The following is an 18,936-nucleotide window of genomic DNA, read 5'->3' on the forward strand; positions in this document are numbered from 1 at the left end:
TAGGCGGTATCGACCGCCTCATGCGCGGGCCCCGTACGGGCGCGCAGGGCGGCCGAGGCGCTTACTTCTTCAGACAGGCGACGATCCCTGCGATCACGGCCAGCGTCTCTTCCGGATCGCGCACGCGCACCGTGTCGAGGCCCAGTTCCTTGGCGGGATAGTCGTTGCCGCCCGGGAAGATCGCGTCGCCGATGAACATCATCGCGTCGAGCGGGATGCCGCTGGCGTCGCGCAGCTTCTTCAGCCCATACGCCTTGTCGACGCCTTCACGGGTGATGTCGATCGAGGTCGCGCCGCCCATGTTGATCGACAGGCCCGGCAGGCGCTGCTTGAGGTCGGCCTGGATGACCTTGCGCTTCTCGAACTTGGGGTCCCAGTGTTCCTTGGCGTCGATCGGCGCCTGCTGGCCGAGCGCGGAGAAGGTGATCTGGCTGCCGCGATCCTCAATGCGCTCGCCCCAGGTCTGCTCGGGCACGAAACCGGTCGCCTCCAGCGAGGCATCGAACGCCTCCAGGATCTTGGCCTTGGTCGCATCGTCGAACAGTTCGGCATAGACCGGGGTCCATTGGCCGTCCTGATAGGTATAGAGCTTGGTGCCGGTCGTCGGCATCAGCCACAGCTTGGTGCGGTCGGCGCGCTCCGGCAGGCGGCTGGCCACCTGCTTGTCAAATTGCGGCCAGTCGCCGCCCGAGATGACCGCGACATGCGCGACGTCGAGCAGGTCGGCCAGTGCCTCGCCCATCGGCGTGCCCAGGGGCTGTTTGCTTTCGGCCAGCGTACCGTCGAGGTCGAACGCAACCAGTTGCTTCATGAAGGCACTCCGATTCTGGGCATGATGATAGTGTCGATGGCATAGGCCACGCCATCGTCCGCGTTGGAACGGGTGTGTACCGATATCTGTTCCTTAACAGCGTCCGGCGCATTCGCCATCACGATTGGCAGCCCGGCGCGTGTCAACATGGGAAGGTCGTTGGCCTGATCGCCCAGCACCGCGACTTCCTCCAGCGAGACGCCGAACGCCTTGGCCAGCGTCGCCACCCCGTCGCCCTTATTGGCGGCCAGCGCCGTCACGTCGAGATAATAGGTCTGCGACTGGGCGATAGTCGCCGCCTCGCCATGCGCGGCATTCGCCTTTTCATGCAGGCCGCGCAGCAGATCGGCATCGTCGCTGACCAACGTGATCTTGTCGACCTTGTCGACCAATGCGGCAAAGTCCTGCGTGATGACCGGCTCCTGCGCAGAGGCCTTGCGCTCATGCTCGACATGGGTGCCTTCGTCGCTGCTGGCATACCAGCGATCGTCGGCGAAGATCCAGATGGCGACGGGATTGTCCGCCGCCATCGCCAGCACGTCGTTCACGACCGCGACCGGCACCCGGAACTGCGCATCGACCGAGCCGTCGCGGCGGAACACGGTCCCGCCGTTGAACGCCCCGATCGGCGCGTCGATCGCCAGTTCCTCGGCCAGCCATCCCAGCCCCGAGCGCGGCCGGGCGCTGATGATGGTGAAGCCGACCCCCGCCGCCTCCAGCCGCCTGACGGCGGCGATGGTGGCGGCGCGCAGTTTCTTGTCGGGATCGACCAGCGTGCCGTCGACATCCGACACGACCAGCCTGATCGGCTTCGTCATTGCGGGATTTCGGTGTGGCCGCCAAAGCCGAAGCGCATCGCCGACAGCACCTTGTCGCCGTACGTATGCTCGACCCGGCTGCGATAGCGCGCGAAGAGCGAGGCGGTCAGGACGTTGGCCGGGACCTTCTCCTCCATCGCCGCGTCGATCGTCCACTGGCCCTCGCCCGAATCGGCGACATGGCCCGAGAACTGGTCCAGCATCTCGTCCTTGGCCAGCGCGATCGCGGTCAGGTCGAGCAGCCAGGACGAGATCACGCTGCCGCGACGCCACACTTCGGCGATGTCGGTCAGGTTCAGGTCGAAGCGTTCGTCCTCGGGCAGTTTGTCGCTGTTCTTCGACTTCAGGATGTCGAAGCCCTCGGCATAGGCCTGCATCAGGCCATATTCGATGCCGTTGTGGATCATCTTCACGAAGTGACCGGCACCGGCGGGACCGGCATGGATATAGCCCTTTTCGGCACGTTCATCGACCTTGTCGGCGACGCGGCCGGGCGTGCGGACAATGGTGCCCAGCCCCGGTGCCAGCGCGTCGAAGATCGGGTCGAGATGCGCGATGGTCTCGTCATCGCCGCCGATCATCATGCAATAGCCGCGCTCCAGGCCCCAGACGCCGCCCGAGGTGCCGACATCGACATAATGGATGCCCTGTTCGGCTAGCATCTTGGCGCGGCGGATATCGTCCTTGTAGAAGCTGTTGCCGCCGTCGATGACGACGTCGCCGTCATGCGCGAGCTTGGCGATCTCCGCGATCGTGTCCTCGGTCGGGCCGCCGGCGGGCAGCATCACCCACCAGATGGCCTTGTCGGCCAGCTTGGTGGCCATGTCCTCAAGACCCGTGGCCGCCTCCGCGCCGTCCTTGGCGAGCGCCTGCACCGCCTCGTCGCTGCGATCCCAGGCCACAACCTGATGCCCAGCCTGCATCAGGCGACGTGCGATATTGCCACCCATGCGGCCGAGGCCGACCAGACCGATCTTCATGCGGAACTCCATTATGTTTTTGATGTCTTAGAAAGTGAAAGGCCCCCTTCCCGCTTTGGGAAGGGGGCCTGTCGGATCAGGCCGTAGCGGGCTGCTTCTGCCCGATCGCGCCGAGCAGATCGTCAAAGGCCTTGACGAAGGAGGCCACCCCCTCCGCCACCAGCGTGTCGGTCACGCCGTCCAGGTCCAGGCCCAGCCGCTCGGCCTCGGCGAGGACGTGGCGAGCCTCGTCGATATCGGCGGTCAGCGTCTCGGCCACCGTGCCATGGTCGCGGAAGGCGTCCATCGTCTTGGGCGGCATGGTGTTGACCGTGTCCGGCCCGATCAGCGTGTCGATATAGAGCGTGTCCGGGAAGGACGGGTCCTTGGTCCCGGTCGAGGCCCAGAGCAAACGCTGCGGCTGCGCGCCCTTGGCGGCCAGCGCCTGCCAGCGGTCGGACTTCAGGAAGTCCAGATACCACTGATACGCCATCTTGGCATTGGCGATGGCGACCTTGCCGCGCACGGCCTTCAGCGCCTCGGCTTCCGCGTCACCGGCGGCGACGCGCTCGTCGATCTTCTTGTCGATCGCCGAGTCGATGCGGCTGACGAAGAAGCTGGCAACGCTGGCGATCCGGTCGATCGGCTGCCCGGCCTTGACCCGCTCTTCCAGCCCGGCCGCATAGGCCTCGGCCACCTTGATATAGGCGGCCTTCGAGAAGAGCAGCGTCACGTTCACGTTGATCCCCTTGGCGATGGTCGCCGAGATGGCCGGCGCGCCCGCATCGGTGCCGGGGATCTTGATCATCAGGTTCGGGCGATCGACCGCGTGCCACAGCTTCTCGGCCTCGGCGATGGTCGCGTCGGTGTCGTCGGCGATATAGGGCGACACTTCCAGGCTGACATAGCCGTCCTTGGCGTCGAGCCGATCATAGACGGGCTTTAGCGTTTCCGCCGCCGCCTTGATGTCCTGGATCGCCAGATGTTCGTAACGGTCGATGGTCGCCGCGCCGGGGTTTTCCTTGTCGAACGCCGCCAGCGTGCCGTCATAGGCGTCGCCATGCCCCATCGCCTTCTCGAAGATCGACGGGTTGGACGTGACGCCGGTCAGCCCGTCCTCGGCGACGAGCTTTTCCAGGCCCTTCGCCTCGAGGAACTTGCGATCGACGAAATCGAGCCAGGGAGCGCAGCCCTTGGCGCCCAGTTCCGACAGCTTGCTCATCACTTGGTCTCCAGCATTTCGCGGGCCACCTTCACGACATTGTCATGGGTGAAGCCGTACTTGTCCTGCAACTTGGCGAGCGGCGCCGAGGCACCGAAGGTCGACATGGTGATCGTGCGGCCGTCGAAACCGACATAACGGTCCCAGCCGATCGACCCGGCCTGCTCGACCGCCAGACGCTTCGTCACGGTCTTCGGCAGCACGCTGTCCTTGTACGCCGCATCCTGCAACTCGAAGCGATACCAGCTCGGCAGCGAGACGACGCGCGCCTTGATGCCGTCGGCCTTCAGCGTCTCATAGGCATCCGTCACCAGCGACAGTTCCGACCCCGTTGCGATGAGGATGATGTCGGGAGTGCCTTCGCAATCCGCAAGGACATAGCCGCCCTTCTTGACGCCCGACGCGGGCGCGTATTTGCCGCGATCGAGCGTCGGCAGCGCCTGACGCGAGAAGATCAGCGCGGTCGGATGGCTGGCCGACTCGACGGCGCAGCGCCACGCCTCGGCGACCTCGTTCGCATCGCCGGGGCGGATCGTGTCGAGGCCGGGGATCGCACGCAGCGTCGCCAGATGCTCGATCGGCTGGTGGGTCGGACCGTCCTCGCCCACACCGATCGAGTCGTGCGTGAAGACGAAGGTCGCGCCCAGCTCCATGATCGCAGCGAGACGGATCGGCGCACGCATATAGTCGGAGAAGACCAGGAAGGTCGCACCGTAGGAGCGCAGATGCGACAGCGCCATGCCGTCGACGATGGCCCCCATCGAATGCTCACGCACGCCGAAGTGCATGTTGCGGCCTTCATAGCTGCCCGCCTGGAACGAGCCGCCGTCCTTGATGAGCGTCTTGGTCGAGGGGGCGAGGTCGGCCGAACCGCCGATCAGCCACGGCACCTTCGCCGCGATGGCGTTCTGCACCTTGCCGCCCGAGTCGCGGCTGGCGATGCCCTTCGCATCCGTCTCGAACGCCGGAATCTCGCTGTCCCAGCCCTCGGGGAGCTTGTCGGCGAGCATCGCATCGAGTTCGGCGGCGAGCTCGGGATATTCCGCGCGGTAGCGATCGGTCATCGCGACCCATTCGTCGCGCAGCGGCTTGCCGCGCGCTTCGATCGCACCCTGGAAGGCTTCGCGGACACCATCGGGGACCAGGAACTTGGCGTCCTCGGGCCAGCCATAGGCCTTCTTGGTCGCGCGGATCGCGTCCTCGCCCAGCGGCTCGCCATGGGCCTTTTCGCTGCCCGCCTTGGGGCTGCCATAGCCGATAACCGACTTCACGACGATGAAGGTCGGCTTGTCGGTGGTCGCCTTGAAATTGTCGAGCGCGGCGGTCAGCGCGCCGACGTCGTTGGCGTCGTCGACGTGCAGGACGTTCCAGCCATAGGCCTCGAAACGCTTGCCCACATCCTCGTCGAACGCGATGTCGGTGCCGCCCTCGATCGAGATATGGTTCGAGTCGTAGATCCAGCAGAGGTTCGATAGCTTGAGGTGCCCGGCGGTCGAGGCCGCTTCCGACGCGACGCCCTCCATCATGTCGCCGTCACCGCACACGACATAGACGTCATGGTCGAAGATCGGGAAACCCTCGCGGTTGAAATACGCGGCCAGCCAGCGCTCGGCGATCGCCATGCCGACCGAATTGCCGCAGCCCGCGCCCAGCGGGCCGGTCGTCGTCTCGACGCCGGTGGTGTGGCGATATTCGGGATGGCCCGGCGTCTTGGAGTTGAGCTGGCGGAAGCCCTTCAGGTCCTCCAGGCTCAGCGCGGGCTTGCCCGACTTGTTGCCGTTCGCGTCGATCTCTTCGATGCCCGCCAGGTGGATCAGCGAATAGAGCAGCATCGAGGCATGGCCGACCGACAGGACGAAGCGGTCGCGGTTGGGCCAATCGGCATGGGCGGGATCGTAGCGGAGGAATTTCGACCAGATGGTATGACCGACGGGGGCCAGCGCCATGGGGGTGCCGGGATGGCCCGAATTGGCCTGCTGCACCGCATCCATCGACAGGGTGCGGATGGTGTCGATGGTCAGACGCTCGATCGAACCGTCCTCGTGGAGATGGCTGTCGGCCACGGCGGTGGTGGTGGCATCGGTCATGAAACGGGCCTCATCCTCTTATGTGCGATCGAACGCGTCCGCGCTCGCTCTGGTTGCCATGCGTGGGTCGCCTTAGCGCGGGTTCCGCCCCCGTTCCAGCCGGGTAACGACCCCGTTGTCGGCAATATAGGCGGCGTCGATCTCGCTGAGAAATAGTCCGTGCCCGACGACGCCGGGAATCGTCATCAAGGCGTCCGCCAGGCTGCGCGGCGTGGCATCGTCCCAACCATGGCCGTCGATGACGATATTGCCGTTATCGGTCCGATAATCCGGCCGCTCGACGCAGCGGACGAACAGCTGGGCGAGCCGCAGCGAAGCATAGGCCCGCGCAAAGGGCAGCACCTCGACCGGCAGGGGCGTAGACCCCAATCGGGTCACGCGCTTCGATCCGTCGGCGATGACGATCATCCGGTCGGCGGCGGCGGCCACGACCTTCTCGCGCAGCATGGCACCCCCTGCGCCCTTCACGGCGCGCAGCCGTGCGTCGATCGCATCGGCCCCGTCGATCGCCAGATCGACCCGCGCCACCGAGTCGAAATCACGCACCCGCAAGCCCAACCGCGCGGCAAGCTCCGCGCTGGCGTTCGATGTCGCCACGGTATCGATCCTGAGACGCTTTTCGGCCAGCGCCTCTATGGCATGGGCGGCGGTCGATCCCGTGCCAAGGCCGACCAGCATATCGTCGCGCACCTCTTCGACCGCGGCGGCGGCGGCCAGGCGTTTATCGGCATCGCGGTCGGTCATCTCACCTTGAAAATGCATCAGAAACCCAAAGGCTCCCCCTGCCCCGCGCTTTTGCGGCAGCGCGACAAATTGCGACAAATAAGGCGTGGCGAATAGGCCATCATCGCTTGCCTTTATGAACAGGAATCGTGCAATTTGTTATCCAACGGCAACGTTTCGTTGCGGTCGTGCATTATCGCGCGAGCCAAAGCCGCGGCGGTTATCTCAAGCAGGTGGACGATTTGAACTTTGCAGGCTTTCGCGGGCGCGGAGCGCTCGCCGGTACGGCGATGGTGCTGGCCCTTGCCGCCCTTTCGGGCTGTGGCGGCGGCAAGAGCGAATCGGGCAAGGGCAAGAATGGCGCCCAGCAGCAGACGCCGACCGTCGGCTTCGTGACGGTTCAGCCGACCAATGCGCCGATCGTCACCGAACTGGCCGCCCGCACCACTGCATTTGAGAGCTCGGACGTCCGCCCGCAGGTGACCGGCGTGATCCGCCGCCGCTTCTTTACCGAGGGCACGCTCGTCAAGCGCGGCCAGCCGCTCTACGAGATCGACCCCCGCCTCTATCGCGCCTCGGTGAACCAGGCCGCCGCCAATCTGCAGAGCGCACAGGCCAATGCCGAAGCGGCCCGCACCCTGGCCGACCGATACCGCCCGCTGGCGCAGATCGAGGCGATCTCGAAACAGGACTATACCAACGCCGTCGCCTCTGCGCGCCAGGCCACCGCGCAAGTGGCGCAGACCCGCGCCGCGCTGGACACCGCGCGCGTCAACCTGCAATTCACGACCGTGCCCGCCCCGATCACGGGCCGCATCGGCCGCTCGCTCTTCACGGTCGGCGCGCTGGTCAGTGCGGGCCAGACCGATCCGCTCGCCCAGATCCAGCGGCTCGACCCGATCTTCGTCGACATCCAGCAATCGGCGACCGACCTGCTGTCGCTCCGCCGCAGCCTGGCGGCGCGCGATGGCCTGATCCCCGCCAGCGCGCGCGTCACGCTGCGGTTGGAGGACGGCACCGATTACGGCCAGACCGGCACTGTCGAGTTTGCCGAAGCGGTGGTCGACCCGCAGACCGGCACCGTCACGCTGCGCGCCCGCTTCCCCAACCCGCAAGGGCTGCTGCTGCCGGGCATGTTCGTGCGCGCGCGCTTCGCCCAGGCGATCGACACCAGCGCCTATCTGGTCCCGCAACAGGCGATCGCGCGCGATGCGAAGGGCAATGCGACGCTGTTCGTCGTCGGCGCCGACGACAAGGTGCAGCAGAAGACGGTCAGGACCGAGCGGACGCAAGGCGCCTTCTGGGTCGTCACCGACGGCCTGAAGCCCGGCGACAGGATCGTGACCCAGGGCCTGAACAACCTCCGCCCCGGCCAGAGCGTGCGCGCGGTGCCCGCCAATAGCCCGCAAAAGGTCCAGCCCCCCTCGCCCGAGCAGATGAAGAAGATGCAAGCGGCCAAGGGCAAGGCGGGCTGACGGACCCATGCTCAGCCGCGTCTTCATCGATCGACCCATCTTCGCCTGGGTCCTTGCCATCATCGTCATGCTGGCGGGCGTCGGCGCGATCATGGGCCTGCCCATCGCGCAATATCCCGACGTCGCACCGCCCCAGGTGTCGATCCGCGCCACCTTCCCCGGCGCATCCGCCCAGACGCTGCAGAACTCGGTCACGCAGGTCATCGAACAGCAGCTGACCGGCATCGACGGGCTGCTCTATTTCCAGTCCTCCTCGTCCAGCCGTGGCCAGGTGACGATCACGGCGACCTTTGCCAAGGGCACCGACCCCGACATCGCGCAGGTGCAGGTCCAGAACCAGGTCCAGCAATCGGTCGCGCGCCTGCCGCAGCAGGTGCAGCAACAGGGTCTGGTCGTCCGCAAGTCGAACCCCGACTTCCTGTTGATCGCGGGCGTCTATGACGAGACGAACCGGATGACGAACCAGGACGTCTCCGACTATCTCGTCTCCAACCTCCAGGATCCGCTGGGCCGTATCCAGGGCGTCGGCGACACCAACGTCTTCGGTTCGCAATATGCGATGCGCATCTGGCTGAACCCGCAACAGCTGGCGTCCTATCAGCTGATGCCGTCGGACGTGATCACCGCGATCCAGAACCAGAATACCGAGGTTGCAGCCGGTGAAGTCGGCGGCACCCCCTCGCCCACGACCCAGATGCTGAACGCGACCGTCACCTCGCAGTCGCGGCTCCAGACGCCCGAGCAGTTCCGCGCGATCATCGTCAAGACGCTGAACAACGGCGCGACCGTCAAGCTGTCCGACGTCGCCCGCATCGAACTGGGCGCGGAAAGCTATGCCGCGGTCAGCCGGATCAACCAGCATCCCGGTGCCGGTATCGCCGTCCTGATGGCGCCGGGGGCCGACGCGCTGAAGACCGCCGAGCTGGTCAAGGCCGAGGTGGCCCGCGTCGCCAAAGGTTTCCCGCCGGGCCTGAAGGTCGCCTATGCCAACGACACGACGGCCTTCATCAAGCTGTCGATCGACGAAGTGGTCAAGACGCTGATCGAGGCGATCATCCTGGTCGTCATCGTCATGTTCGTCTTCCTGCAAAGCTGGCGCGCGACCCTGGTCCCGACGATCGCGGTGCCGGTCGTGCTGCTCGGCACCTTCGCCGTCTTCTATCTGGCCGGCTTCTCGATCAACACGCTGACCCTGTTCGGGCTGGTGCTGGCGATCGGTCTGCTGGTCGATGATGCGATCGTGGTCGTGGAGAATGTCGAGCGTCTGCTCGAGGAAAATCCCGACATGACGCCGCGCGAGGCGACGATCGAGTCGATGAACGAGATCAGCGTCGCGCTGATCGCCATCGCGCTCGTCCTGTCGGCGGTGTTCCTGCCCATGGCGTTCTTCGGCGGGTCGACCGGCGTCATCTATCGCCAGTTCTCGATCACCATCGTCTCGGCCATGGTCCTGTCGGTCGCGGTCGCGCTCGTCCTGAGCCCTGCGCTGACCGCCACACTGCTGAAGCAGAAGGCCAAGGAGCATGAGGAAGGCGCGTGGCTCGACCGCAAATTCCCGCGCGTCGCCCATGGCCTTCAGAGCGCGAAGGACGGGTTCAACCGTCGCTTCGACTGGACTGTGGAGAAATACACCTCGGCCGTGCGGACCGTGGTCGACCGCAAATGGCTGTTCCTGCTGATCTATGCGGGCGTCGTCGCGCTGCTCGCCGTGCTGTTCCTGCGCTTGCCTACCGGCTTCCTGCCGACCGAGGACCAGGGCGCGGCGATCATCCAGTTCCGCCTGCCTGCCGGCGCCACGCAGGCCCGCACCACGGAGGTGCAGCGCCAAGTCGAGCAATATTTCGCCCAGCATGAGTCCAAGAACGTCTCGGTGCTGCTGACGGTCGCGGGCGGCGGTGGCGGGGCCAGCGGCCAGAATACCGGCCAGGGCTTCATCAATTTCGTCGACTGGGCGGATCGCAAGGGCAAGGAGAATAGCGCGGACGCGATCACCGGCCGCGCCTCCGCCGCCTTCCGCGGGCTTCGCGACGCACAGGTCTTCGCGCTGGTCCCCCCCGCCATCCGGGGTCTGGGCCAGTCGGACGGCTTCACCATGGAGCTGCAGAACATCTCGGGCATGCCGCTCGAGAAGTTCGAGGCGATCCGCGACCAGCTGCTCGCCAAGGCCAATGCCGACCCGATGCTCGCTTCTGTCCGCCTCAGCGAACTGCCCGACATCGCCACGCTGCGCGTCGATCTGGACCAGCAGAAGCTGTCCGCGCTGGGCCTGACCCAGTCGCAGGTGAACTCGACCCTATCGACCGCCTGGGGCGGGCAATATGTCAACGACTTCATCGACCGGGGCCGGGTGAAGCGCGTCTATGTCCAGGGCGACGCCCCCTATCGCGGCGAGCCCGAGGACCTGAAGCAGTGGTTCGTGCGCGGGTCGAGCGGGCAGATGGCGCCCTTCTCGTCCTTCTCGACGATCAACTGGGGCGTGGCACCCACCACCCTGTCGCGGTTCAACGGCATCCCCTCCTATGAATTCCAGGGATCGGCCGCACCCGGCTACAGCTCGGGCGACGCGATGCAGCGGATGACCGAGCTGGCCGCGCAAATCCCCGGCACCTCGGTCGCCTGGGCGGGCCTGTCCTATCAGGAGCGGCTGTCGGGTGGGCAGGCGCCGATCCTCTATGGCCTGTCGATCCTGGTCGTGTTCCTGTGCCTGGCCGCGCTCTATGAAAGCTGGTCGATTCCCTTCGCGGTGCTGCTGATCATTCCGCTCGGCCTGATCGGTGCGGTCGCCTTCGTCACGCTGCGCGGGCTGACCAACGACGTCTATCTGCAGATCGGTCTGCTGACGACGATGGGGCTGGCGGCCAAGAACGCGATCCTGATGATCGAGTTCGCCGAACAGGCGGAGAAACAGGGCAAGCGCGTGATCGACGCCGCGCTGGAGGCCGCCAAGATCCGTCTGCGGCCGATCCTGATGACCAGCTTCGCCTTCATCTTCGGCGTGCTGCCGCTCGCCATCTCGACCGGCGCGGGCGCGAACAGCCGCATCGCGATCGGCACCGCCGTGATCGGCGGGATGCTGACCGCGACGGTGCTGGCGATCTTCTACATCCCGCTGTTCTTCGTGCTGGTCCGCCGGTCGGTCCGCAACGGCCTGGCCCGGTTGCGGGGCAAGCCGATGAGCGAACATGGCGCGGGGCATCGTCCCGCGACCGACACCCCGGAGGGGGAGAAGGCCTGATGCGTATCCTGTCCCCCCTCCCTGCCCTGCTGCTGAGCGCCACCGCGCTGTCGGGCTGTTCGCTGGCCCCGAAATATGAGCGGCCCGCGACGCCGGTGCCGCCTTCCTGGCCGGTCGGCGACGCCTATCTCCGCCAGTCGGAGGCGGCGCTGCCCACGGTGCGCTACAATGACATCTTCCGCGACGCGCGGTTGCAGCAACTGATCGCCCAGGCGCTGGTCAATAATCGCGACCTGCGGCTGGCGGCGGCGAACATCGCCTCGACCCGCGCCCAGTACCGGATCCAGCGCGGCAGCCTGTTCCCGCAGGTCGATGCCACCGGACGCTACAGCTATACCGATCGCGGCTCGGGCGGCGCGGGCAGCCAGGCGATCGGCAATGGCGGCACGGGCGTCGGAACGGGCGGCACGGGCACGGGTACGGGTACGGGAACCGGCACTGGAACGGGTGGTACCGGCACCGGCAATAGCGGCGGCGCCGTCACGACGAGCAGCGGCTCGGGTAGTGCCTGGTCGGTCAATCTGGGTACGACCGCCTTCGAACTCGATCTGTTCGGACGCATCCGCTCGCTGACCGGCGCGGCGCTCGACCGTTATTTCGCGACCGAGGCGGCGGCGCGCGCGACCCGGCTGACGCTGGTCGGCGACATCGCCGATGCCTGGCTGAACTATGGCGCGGACCAGAGCCTGCTCGCCATCGCGCAGCAGACCGCCGCCAGTGCCGAGCGCAGCGTCACCCTGACCCGCGCCCGGCTACAGGGCGGGATCGCGCCGCGCACCGATCTGCGTCAGGCCGAACAGGTGCTGGCGACCGCGCAGGCCGATCTGGCGCAGCAGAAGACGGCGGTCGCGCAGGACGTCAACGCGCTGCAACTGCTGGTGGGCGCGCCCATCGACACCGCGCTCCTGCCCCGCTCGATCGAGGAAGCCGCCCCCACCGTCGCGACGTTGCCCGCCGGGCTCGATTCGGGCATCCTGCTGCGCCGTCCGGACGTGGTGCAGGCCGAGTATCTGCTGCGCGCCGCCAATGGCCAGATCGGCGCGGCGCGCGCGGCCCTGTTCCCGCGCATCTCGCTGACCGGGCTGGTCGGTTTCGCCAGCACCGCGTTGTCCTCGCTCTTCTCGGGCGGCAGCTTCAACTATTCGGTCGCGCCATCGGTCAGCTATCCGATCTTCCAGGCGGGCGCTGGCGTGGCGAACGTCCAATATTCGCAGGCCCAGCGCGATGCCGCGCTCGCCACCTATGAAAAGACGATCCAGACCGCTTTCCAGGAAACCGCCGACGCCCTCGCGCGGCAAGGGACGATCGAGGATCAACTGGGCGCCAACCGGCGCTTCCTGACCGCCGCGACCGATACCTATCGCCTGACCGAGGCCAGCTATCGCGGCGGCATCACGCCGTTCCTGAATACGCTGGATGCGCAACGCTCGCTCTACACCGCCCAGCGCACGGTCATCGCGACCCAGCTGACCGCGGCGAGCAACCGCGTGACGCTGTACCGGGTGCTCGGCGGCGACTCGCTGCTGGAGGCGACGCCGAACGGCCCGGTGGCGCTCAGCCCCGCCGATTGAGGACAAGGCCGCCCTCACGCCTCTTTTCCACCAGGGTAGAGGCGTGAGGATGGTTCGGCCGTCAGTCCTGTGTCGGCCCGCGCGCCGCGCCGATCGCGTCGCGGCCGAACTGAACGATCATCTCGCCGATCTCGCGCGCCTGCGACATCGAACGATTGCCCTGTTCGCGCAGGAACTCGGTCTGGATGCGCATCACCTCGGACAGGTCGCGCGCCGAGGCCGCCTCGCGCATCGCGGAAAAGGCTTCGCGGGCATTCGTCTCGGCCTGGTCGAGCATCTTCAGGGTGACCGCCGATCCGCCTTCGGCCATCTTCTGGCCCGATGCCTGCATCGCCTCGCCCGCGCCCTTCATGCGGTCGGTGAAAGCGCCGGCGCCCATGTCGCCGCCGATCGCACCCGCGCCGCCGCCATTCCCGATGTCCTCGGCCATGTCCTTTATCTCCTGTCTGTCATCGTTCGGGTTGAACCAGCGGCCCGGCCGCGAGTTGCACGGGGTCCGTGCAAACCGGATCAAAGACGCTTGAAATAGCTTTGGAGTGCCGTCTCGGCCCTGGCGGTCGCGGACAGATACCCGCCTTCGTCCCGCGCGAGCCAGCCGCGTCGGATCAGCAGCGCGATCCAGCGCCGCCCGACCGTTCCGTCCGGCGCCAAGTCGGCGGCCTCCAATGCCCCCGCATCGTCGAGCTTGCCCGACATGTGAAAGACGGCCAGCGTGATCTCCCAGGCGGGATCGCCGAACAGATCGGCATCCTCGTCCGCCAGACGGCGTACGTCGCGGCGATGCTTCAGGATCATCGCGGCGCATTCCTGCGGCGTCGGCATACGCGGCGGACGCGGTACGGGCACGCCACCGACATCGCCCGAAATCGCCCGGATGCGCGCCTGTACGTCCGCCATGACGGTCGTGAAATGCGCAAAGCTGGCCCGATCGGCCTCGGGCCAGTGCAGCAGTCGAAGATCCGACATCATCGCATGCCCCGCCAGGAAAAGGTCCAGTCCGGGTCACGGCCATAACGGGCCAGACGCTGGCGATGGCGGATCACCCCGATCGCCAGGATGCTGACCATCGGATAGGCGATCTTGCCCTCCGCCATCCCGTACATCCACGGCACGAGCGTCGAATCGAAGCCCCGCACCCCGTGTATGCCGATGCCCAGAAGATGAAGCGCCGCCAGCCAGAGCGGCCAGAACCGGTTCGCCAGCATCGCGATCGTCAACAATCCGCTCATCAGGAAAATGTCGATGATCACCTCGCGCGGGTCCGTCGTCCGGAAATGGGTCGCCGGTTCGAAGGCCAGCAGGATCGTCGCCGCCGTCGCCGCCAGCAACAATATGGCCCCCCAGCGTTCGGGCCAGCCCCCCATCGTCAGGGCGTAAAGGCAGATCAGTCCCTGGACGGCGTTGAAGACATAGATGTGAGTCACGGCGTGCCCCGCAGCTTGGTGATCCGATAAGACACGCCGTGCATAAGCCGATCGGGGTCGATCAGGCCGCCGCGCGCAGGGGCATGGCGGTAATCGCTCCGGTCGCTTCCGGCGGCTTGGGATGGTTGTCGCCATATTCGTCGGCATCGAAGCCGATCGTCTTGCCGACCTTTTCCAGGATCCGGTGGCTCTGCACCGCATGGCCGCGGGCCTGGCCGATCGCCATCATCGCCTGGCTGAGCATTTCGAAGGCGTGCTGCCCGACCACGGCCGACAGCCGCGCCTCGACCCGGGCCCGCGGCAGCGCCATCGCCAGCTCGCCGGCGGTCGCAAACGCCACGTCCAATTCGTCTTCCAGCTTCCAGAGGAGCTTGGTCACCTGAAGAGCCGCTTCATGTTCCGTCGTCATTGCCTGCGCTCCTGATCGGGTCCATGCGCGCCCCCGGCGGCATGGATGATGGTCATCCGGCAAGGTGCGACAGCCGACCGATCACGCGGGTCATCACGTCGAGGCCCGTCGCCAACATGCCGAAGCCGATGGCGAGCGCAACCGCGATGGTCGGAACCCAGAACAGCCTTTCGGCCAGGTTCATGTCGTTATGGAGCTGTCCTTGCCGCCGGATCGGAAGGGGCAAGCGGGACGATACCTGGGCATGGCCGCCCTGCACCGCCCCGCCGACCGTACTCCCATCCGGTGCCATCGGAACTGGCATGGGCGGCGGTGGCGGGACCAGCCCCGTAAAATCGGGTATGATTTTATCGGGGGTCGGTTTCTCCGTGATTTCAATGCCCTGGTCATTTTCCAGGGCCTCGAACTCGGCCAGTGCCAGCGCCGCATCGCGTCGATTGCGCGCGCCGAGCAGGCGCACGGCCTCGGCCAGGTAACTGTCGACCGTCGATTTTCCCAAGCCCAGCTCGGTCGCGATTTCCTTCGAACCCTTGAGCGCCTTGACGCCATGCAGGCATTCACGATGACGGCGCGTGAGAAGGGCGAAGCGTTCGGGAGTCATTGTCTTTTCCGGCCGTGCCGGCGGATCCGTCCAGGCATGGGACGTGCATTAGCCGGGACAGGGCGCTCTCGCCAAGCGCTTCCATGTCCAATCCGGGCAGGACATCGGCCCAAAATATATAGCTAATCGACCTGAGCGATCAGTCGTGCCGATTCGGCACGTGAATGGCTTCAATCGAATCCAAAGCCTGCAGCAGATCGTCGAAGGCGGTGTCTTCGTTGACCGGAAAAGACCGTCGAAAACCTGAGCCCAGCACGTCGAGATCGCGCTGGGTCAACAGTCCGACCGCGACGATCGCATCGGGGCGCCGCGGAGAAGACGGCGTATGACGGGTCATCGCCGCCACCGTGCGGCATGGCGGATGGCCGCACGATCCGACGCTTCGGCGGTTGCCGTCGCCTTAGGCACATCGCACGCCGGAAATGCCGACAATCGCCCATCCGTTACGCCGTACATCGTGCGAACTCCATCCATGACGTCTGAACCCGTCATTCGTCATGCCTGTTCCACGCTTTTTCCACGGGTGCGACGGGATACCGGCCGATGGCCCCAAATGCCGTGTTTCCGCCCGCGCGGCCCTTCCCTGTCGGCCCACCCCTTGCTAAGGCCGCTCCCGTCTACCGGATTTATCCCCGGCGCGCCTGCTCGCGGCTGCATGCTGCCGTGTCCCCCGGGCGTGCTCGGCTCGACCAAGAAGGGACGCCCATGACTGCGATAGGCCAGGACAGCCTGAACACCCGCTCGACGCTCGACGTCGACGGCAAGACCTATGATTATTTCAGCCTCGCCAAGGCCTCCGAGCAGCTCGGCGACATCAGCCGCCTGCCCTTCTCGATGAAGGTGCTGCTGGAGAACCTGCTGCGCTTCGAGGACGGCAAGACCGTCACGCGCGAGGATATCCAGGCGATCGTCGACTGGCAGAAGACCCAGCGTTCGGACCGCGAGATCCAGTATCGCCCGGCCCGCGTGCTGATGCAGGACTTCACCGGCGTGCCGTGCGTGGTCGACCTCGCCGCGATGCGCGACGCGATCACCAAGCTGGGTGGCGACGCGGCCAAGATCAATCCGCAGGTTCCCGTCCACCTCGTCATCGACCACTCGGTCATGGTCGACGAGTTCGGCACGCCCAAGGCGTTCGAGGATAACGTCGACCTCGAGTACCAGCGCAACATGGAACGCTATGAGTTCCTGAAGTGGGGCTCGAAGGCGCTCGACAATTTCTCGGTGGTTCCGCCGGGCACCGGCATCTGCCACCAGGTGAACCTGGAATATATCGGCCAGGCCATCTGGTCCTCGACCGAAACCGGCGAGCATGCGACCGGCTCGGCCGCGATCGCGTATCCGGACACGCTGGTCGGCACCGACAGCCACACCACGATGATCAACGGCCTGGGCGTGCTCGGCTGGGGCGTCGGCGGGATCGAGGCGGAAGCCGCGATGCTCGGCCAGCCCGTGTCGATGCTGATCCCGGAAGTCGTCGGCTTCAAGCTGACCGGCAAGCTCCAGGAAGGCATCACTGCCACCGACCTGGTGCTGACCATCACCCAGATGCTGCGCGCCAAGGGCGTGGTCGGCCGCTTCGTCGAGTTCTACGGCCCCGGCCTGTCGTCGATGACGCTCGCCGACCGTGCGACGATCGCCAACATGGCGCCCGAATATGGCGCGACCTGCGGCTTCTTCCCGATCGACGACAAGACGCTCGACTATATGCGCCTGACCGCGCGTTCGGACGAGAATGTCGCCCTCGTTGAGGCCTATGCCAAGGCGAACGGCTTCTGGCGTCATGACGATGCCGCCGATCCCGTCTTCACCGACACCCTTGAGCTCGACATGTCGACGGTCGTCCCGTCGCTGGCAGGGCCGAAGCGTCCGCAGGACAAGGTCGTCCTCACCGAAGTCGACGACGTGTTCAACGCCGACCTCGCCAAGGTGTACAAGAAGGACGCGCCCGCCCGCGTCGCGGTCGACGATCGTGGCCATGACATTGGCGACGGCGACGTCGTGATCGCGGCGATCACTAGCTGCACCAACACCTCGAACCCGAGCGTGCTGGTCGCCGCCGGCCTGGTGGCGCGCAAGGCGAACGCGCTGGGCCTGAAGCCCAAGCCCTGGGTCAAGACCTCGCTCGCCCCCGGTTCGCAGGTCGTCACCGATTATCTCGACAAGGCGGGTCTGACCGCCGATCTCGACGCGATCGGTTTCAACCTGGTCGGCTATGGCTGCACCACCTGCATCGGCAATTCGGGTCCGCTCGCCGAGCCGATCTCGAAGGCGATCAACGGCAACGACATCGTCGCCGCCTCGGTCCTGTCGGGCAACCGCAACTTCGAGGGCCGCGTGTCGCCCGACGTGCGCGCCAACTTCCTCGCCTCGCCGCCGCTCGTGGTGGCCTATGCGCTGAAGGGCACCGTCACGCAGGATATGCGTGAGACGCCGATCGGCCAGGGCAAGGACGGCCAGGACGTCTATCTGAAGGACATCTGGCCCTCGAACGAGGAAGTCCGCACCCTGATGGACGCGAACATCGACGACGAGATGTTCCGTTCGCGCTATGGCAATGTCTATGCAGGCGACGCCAAGTGGTCGGCGATCGAGGTGACCGGTTCGGACACCTATGCCTGGCCGTCGGGCTCGACCTATGTCGCCAACCCGCCCTATTTCGAGGGCATGGAGATGACGCCAAAGCCCGTCACCGACATCATCGAGGCCAAGCCGCTCGCCATCCTGGGCGACTCGATCACCACCGACCACATCAGCCCGGCCGGTTCGATCAAGGCCGACAGCCCGGCAGGCATCTTCCTGCAGGAGCATCAGGTCGCCAAGAAGGACTTCAACTCCTATGGCGCGCGTCGCGGCAACCACGACGTGATGATGCGCGGCACCTTCGCCAATATCCGCATCAAGAACGAGATGGTGCCGGGCGTCGAAGGCGGCATGACCAAGTATGACGGCGAAGTGATGCCGATCTATGACGCCGCGATGCGTCACAAGGCCGACGGCACGCCGCTCGTCATCGTCGCGGGCAAGGAATATGGCACCGGTTCGTCGCGCGACTGGGCGGCGAAGGGCACCAACCTGCTCGGCGTGCGCGCGGTCATCACCGAGAGCTTCGAGCGTATCCACCGCTCGAACCTGGTCGGCATGGGCGTCCTGCCGCTGCAGTTCGCCGAGGGCGTGACCCGCGAGACGCTGAAGCTGGACGGCACCGAGACCTTCACCATCCAGGGCGTGGCGGGTCTCCGTCCGCGTCAGGATGTCGAAGTGATCCTGGCCCGCAAGGACGGCTCGACCGAGACCTTCCTGACCAAGTGCCGCATCGATACCGTCAACGAGCTGGAATATTTCCTGAACGGCGGCATCCTGCAGTACGTGCTGCGCAACCTGGCGGCGTAACAGCCCTCTGGATGCGAAAAGGCCCGTCCGGAGCGATCCGGGCGGGCCTTTTTCATGTGTAGGAGCTTGCCCCTCCACCACCCGGCTGTGCCGGGCGGTCCCCCTCCCCGTGCTTCGCACAGGGAGGAATGCGGACGCGCCAAATCCTCCCCAAGCTTGCTTGGGGAGGGGGATCGCCGCGAAGCGGTGGTGGAGGGGCCCTGCCCCG

16 protein-coding genes are annotated in these 18,936 nt (G+C 66.2%); 4 read left to right on the forward strand and 12 right to left on the reverse strand.

The window, feature by feature from the left end:
• Positions 1-61 precede the first annotated feature (61 nt).
• The 6 genes from QZ546_RS03490 to rpiA all read right to left on the reverse strand — a co-directional run bounded on the left by QZ546_RS03490 (position 62) and on the right by rpiA (position 6,641).
• Entirely contained in the window at positions 62-811 is a 750-nt protein-coding gene (locus QZ546_RS03490; RefSeq protein WP_294234796.1) for an HAD-IIB family hydrolase, read from the reverse strand.
• Positions 808-1,629: a Cof-type HAD-IIB family hydrolase gene (locus QZ546_RS03495; RefSeq protein WP_294234799.1), complete on the reverse strand. Its 822-nt coding sequence runs from the start codon at positions 1,627-1,629 to the stop codon at positions 808-810. Before QZ546_RS03495 ends, QZ546_RS03490 begins: the two co-directional genes overlap by 4 nt.
• On the reverse strand, positions 1,626-2,609 hold the full coding sequence (gnd, locus tag QZ546_RS03500; protein WP_294234801.1) for a phosphogluconate dehydrogenase (NAD(+)-dependent, decarboxylating): 984 nt from the start codon (positions 2,607-2,609) through the stop codon (positions 1,626-1,628). Before gnd ends, QZ546_RS03495 begins: the two co-directional genes overlap by 4 nt.
• 76 nt (positions 2,610-2,685) lie before the next feature.
• Entirely contained in the window at positions 2,686-3,810 is a 1,125-nt protein-coding gene (gene tal / locus QZ546_RS03505) for a transaldolase (RefSeq protein ID WP_294234805.1), read from the reverse strand.
• A complete protein-coding gene (tkt, locus tag QZ546_RS03510) occupies positions 3,810-5,897 on the reverse strand; it encodes a transketolase (protein ID WP_294234808.1) in 2,088 nt (695 codons plus the stop codon). The genes tal and tkt overlap by 1 nt, the downstream gene beginning before the upstream one ends.
• A gap of 72 nt (positions 5,898-5,969) precedes the next feature.
• Positions 5,970-6,641, reverse strand: a complete 672-nt coding sequence (gene rpiA / locus QZ546_RS03515; RefSeq protein WP_294234811.1) for a ribose-5-phosphate isomerase RpiA — start codon at positions 6,639-6,641, stop codon at positions 5,970-5,972.
• Between the two features lie 212 nt (positions 6,642-6,853).
• Between rpiA and QZ546_RS03520 the strand changes: the two genes are divergently transcribed.
• The 3 genes from QZ546_RS03520 to QZ546_RS03530 are packed head-to-tail and all read left to right on the forward strand — an operon-like array spanning position 6,854 to position 12,901.
• Entirely contained in the window at positions 6,854-8,095 is a 1,242-nt protein-coding gene (locus tag QZ546_RS03520) for an efflux RND transporter periplasmic adaptor subunit (RefSeq protein WP_294234815.1), read from the forward strand.
• A gap of 7 nt (positions 8,096-8,102) precedes the next feature.
• Entirely contained in the window at positions 8,103-11,330 is a 3,228-nt protein-coding gene (locus QZ546_RS03525) for an efflux RND transporter permease subunit (RefSeq protein WP_294234817.1), read from the forward strand.
• Positions 11,330-12,901, forward strand: coding sequence for an efflux transporter outer membrane subunit (locus tag QZ546_RS03530; RefSeq protein WP_294234819.1), 1,572 nt, complete (start codon positions 11,330-11,332; stop codon positions 12,899-12,901). Before QZ546_RS03525 ends, QZ546_RS03530 begins: the two co-directional genes overlap by 1 nt.
• Positions 12,902-12,962: 61 nt before the next feature.
• Here the strand turns inward: QZ546_RS03530 and phaP are convergent, their stop codons facing one another.
• The 6 genes from phaP to QZ546_RS03560 all read right to left on the reverse strand — a co-directional run bounded on the left by phaP (position 12,963) and on the right by QZ546_RS03560 (position 15,672).
• Entirely contained in the window at positions 12,963-13,331 is a 369-nt protein-coding gene (phaP, locus tag QZ546_RS03535) for a phasin family protein (RefSeq protein WP_294234822.1), read from the reverse strand.
• 80 nt (positions 13,332-13,411) lie between these two features.
• On the reverse strand, positions 13,412-13,870 hold the full coding sequence (locus QZ546_RS03540; protein ID WP_294234826.1) for a hypothetical protein: 459 nt from the start codon (positions 13,868-13,870) through the stop codon (positions 13,412-13,414).
• Positions 13,867-14,325: a hypothetical protein gene (locus tag QZ546_RS03545; RefSeq protein ID WP_294234828.1), complete on the reverse strand. Its 459-nt coding sequence runs from the start codon at positions 14,323-14,325 to the stop codon at positions 13,867-13,869. Before QZ546_RS03545 ends, QZ546_RS03540 begins: the two co-directional genes overlap by 4 nt.
• A 61-nt stretch (positions 14,326-14,386) precedes the next feature.
• A complete protein-coding gene (locus QZ546_RS03550; RefSeq protein WP_294234831.1) occupies positions 14,387-14,734 on the reverse strand; it encodes a hypothetical protein in 348 nt (115 codons plus the stop codon).
• Positions 14,735-14,786: 52 nt separating this feature from the next.
• Positions 14,787-15,335 (reverse strand): helix-turn-helix transcriptional regulator, encoded by a 549-nt coding sequence (locus tag QZ546_RS03555; protein ID WP_294234833.1) that lies wholly within the window; start codon positions 15,333-15,335, stop codon positions 14,787-14,789.
• A 139-nt stretch (positions 15,336-15,474) separates the two neighbouring features.
• Positions 15,475-15,672 (reverse strand): hypothetical protein, encoded by a 198-nt coding sequence (locus QZ546_RS03560; protein WP_294234836.1) that lies wholly within the window; start codon positions 15,670-15,672, stop codon positions 15,475-15,477.
• Positions 15,673-16,040: 368 nt separating this feature from the next.
• On the opposite strand from QZ546_RS03560, the gene acnA reads away from it, so the two are divergent.
• Positions 16,041-18,728 carry an aconitate hydratase AcnA gene (acnA, locus tag QZ546_RS03565; protein WP_294234841.1) on the forward strand — a complete coding sequence of 896 codons (2,688 nt, stop codon included), beginning with the start codon at positions 16,041-16,043 and terminating at the stop codon, positions 18,726-18,728.
• Positions 18,729-18,936: the final 208 nt, after the last annotated feature.

It is taken from the genome of uncultured Sphingomonas sp., from assembly GCF_913062585.1.
Taxonomy (GTDB): domain Bacteria; phylum Pseudomonadota; class Alphaproteobacteria; order Sphingomonadales; family Sphingomonadaceae; genus Sphingomonas.

Bases quoted from the DNA above. Each gene is read 5' to 3' on its own strand.
- QZ546_RS03490 (WP_294234796.1), bottom strand. From the start codon at position 811: ATGAAGCAACTGGTTGCGTTCGACCTCGACGGTACGCTGGCCGAAAGC.
- QZ546_RS03495 (WP_294234799.1), bottom strand. From the start codon at position 1,629: ATGACGAAGCCGATCAGGCTGGTCGTGTCGGATGTCGACGGCACGCTG.
- gnd (WP_294234801.1), bottom strand. From the start codon at position 2,609: ATGAAGATCGGTCTGGTCGGCCTCGGCCGCATGGGTGGCAATATCGCA.
- tal (WP_294234805.1), bottom strand. From the start codon at position 3,810: ATGAGCAAGCTGTCGGAACTGGGCGCCAAGGGCTGCGCTCCCTGGCTC.
- tkt (WP_294234808.1), bottom strand. From the start codon at position 5,897: ATGACCGATGCCACCACCACCGCCGTGGCCGACAGCCATCTCCACGAG.
- rpiA (WP_294234811.1), bottom strand. From the start codon at position 6,641: ATGACCGACCGCGATGCCGATAAACGCCTGGCCGCCGCCGCCGCGGTC.
- QZ546_RS03525 (WP_294234817.1), top strand. From the start codon at position 8,103: ATGCTCAGCCGCGTCTTCATCGATCGACCCATCTTCGCCTGGGTCCTT.
- QZ546_RS03530 (WP_294234819.1), top strand. From the start codon at position 11,330: ATGCGTATCCTGTCCCCCCTCCCTGCCCTGCTGCTGAGCGCCACCGCG.
- phaP (WP_294234822.1), bottom strand. From the start codon at position 13,331: ATGGCCGAGGACATCGGGAATGGCGGCGGCGCGGGTGCGATCGGCGGC.
- QZ546_RS03540 (WP_294234826.1), bottom strand. From the start codon at position 13,870: ATGATGTCGGATCTTCGACTGCTGCACTGGCCCGAGGCCGATCGGGCC.
- QZ546_RS03550 (WP_294234831.1), bottom strand. From the start codon at position 14,734: ATGACGACGGAACATGAAGCGGCTCTTCAGGTGACCAAGCTCCTCTGG.
- QZ546_RS03555 (WP_294234833.1), bottom strand. From the start codon at position 15,335: ATGACTCCCGAACGCTTCGCCCTTCTCACGCGCCGTCATCGTGAATGC.
- QZ546_RS03560 (WP_294234836.1), bottom strand. From the start codon at position 15,672: ATGACCCGTCATACGCCGTCTTCTCCGCGGCGCCCCGATGCGATCGTC.
- acnA (WP_294234841.1), top strand. From the start codon at position 16,041: ATGACTGCGATAGGCCAGGACAGCCTGAACACCCGCTCGACGCTCGAC.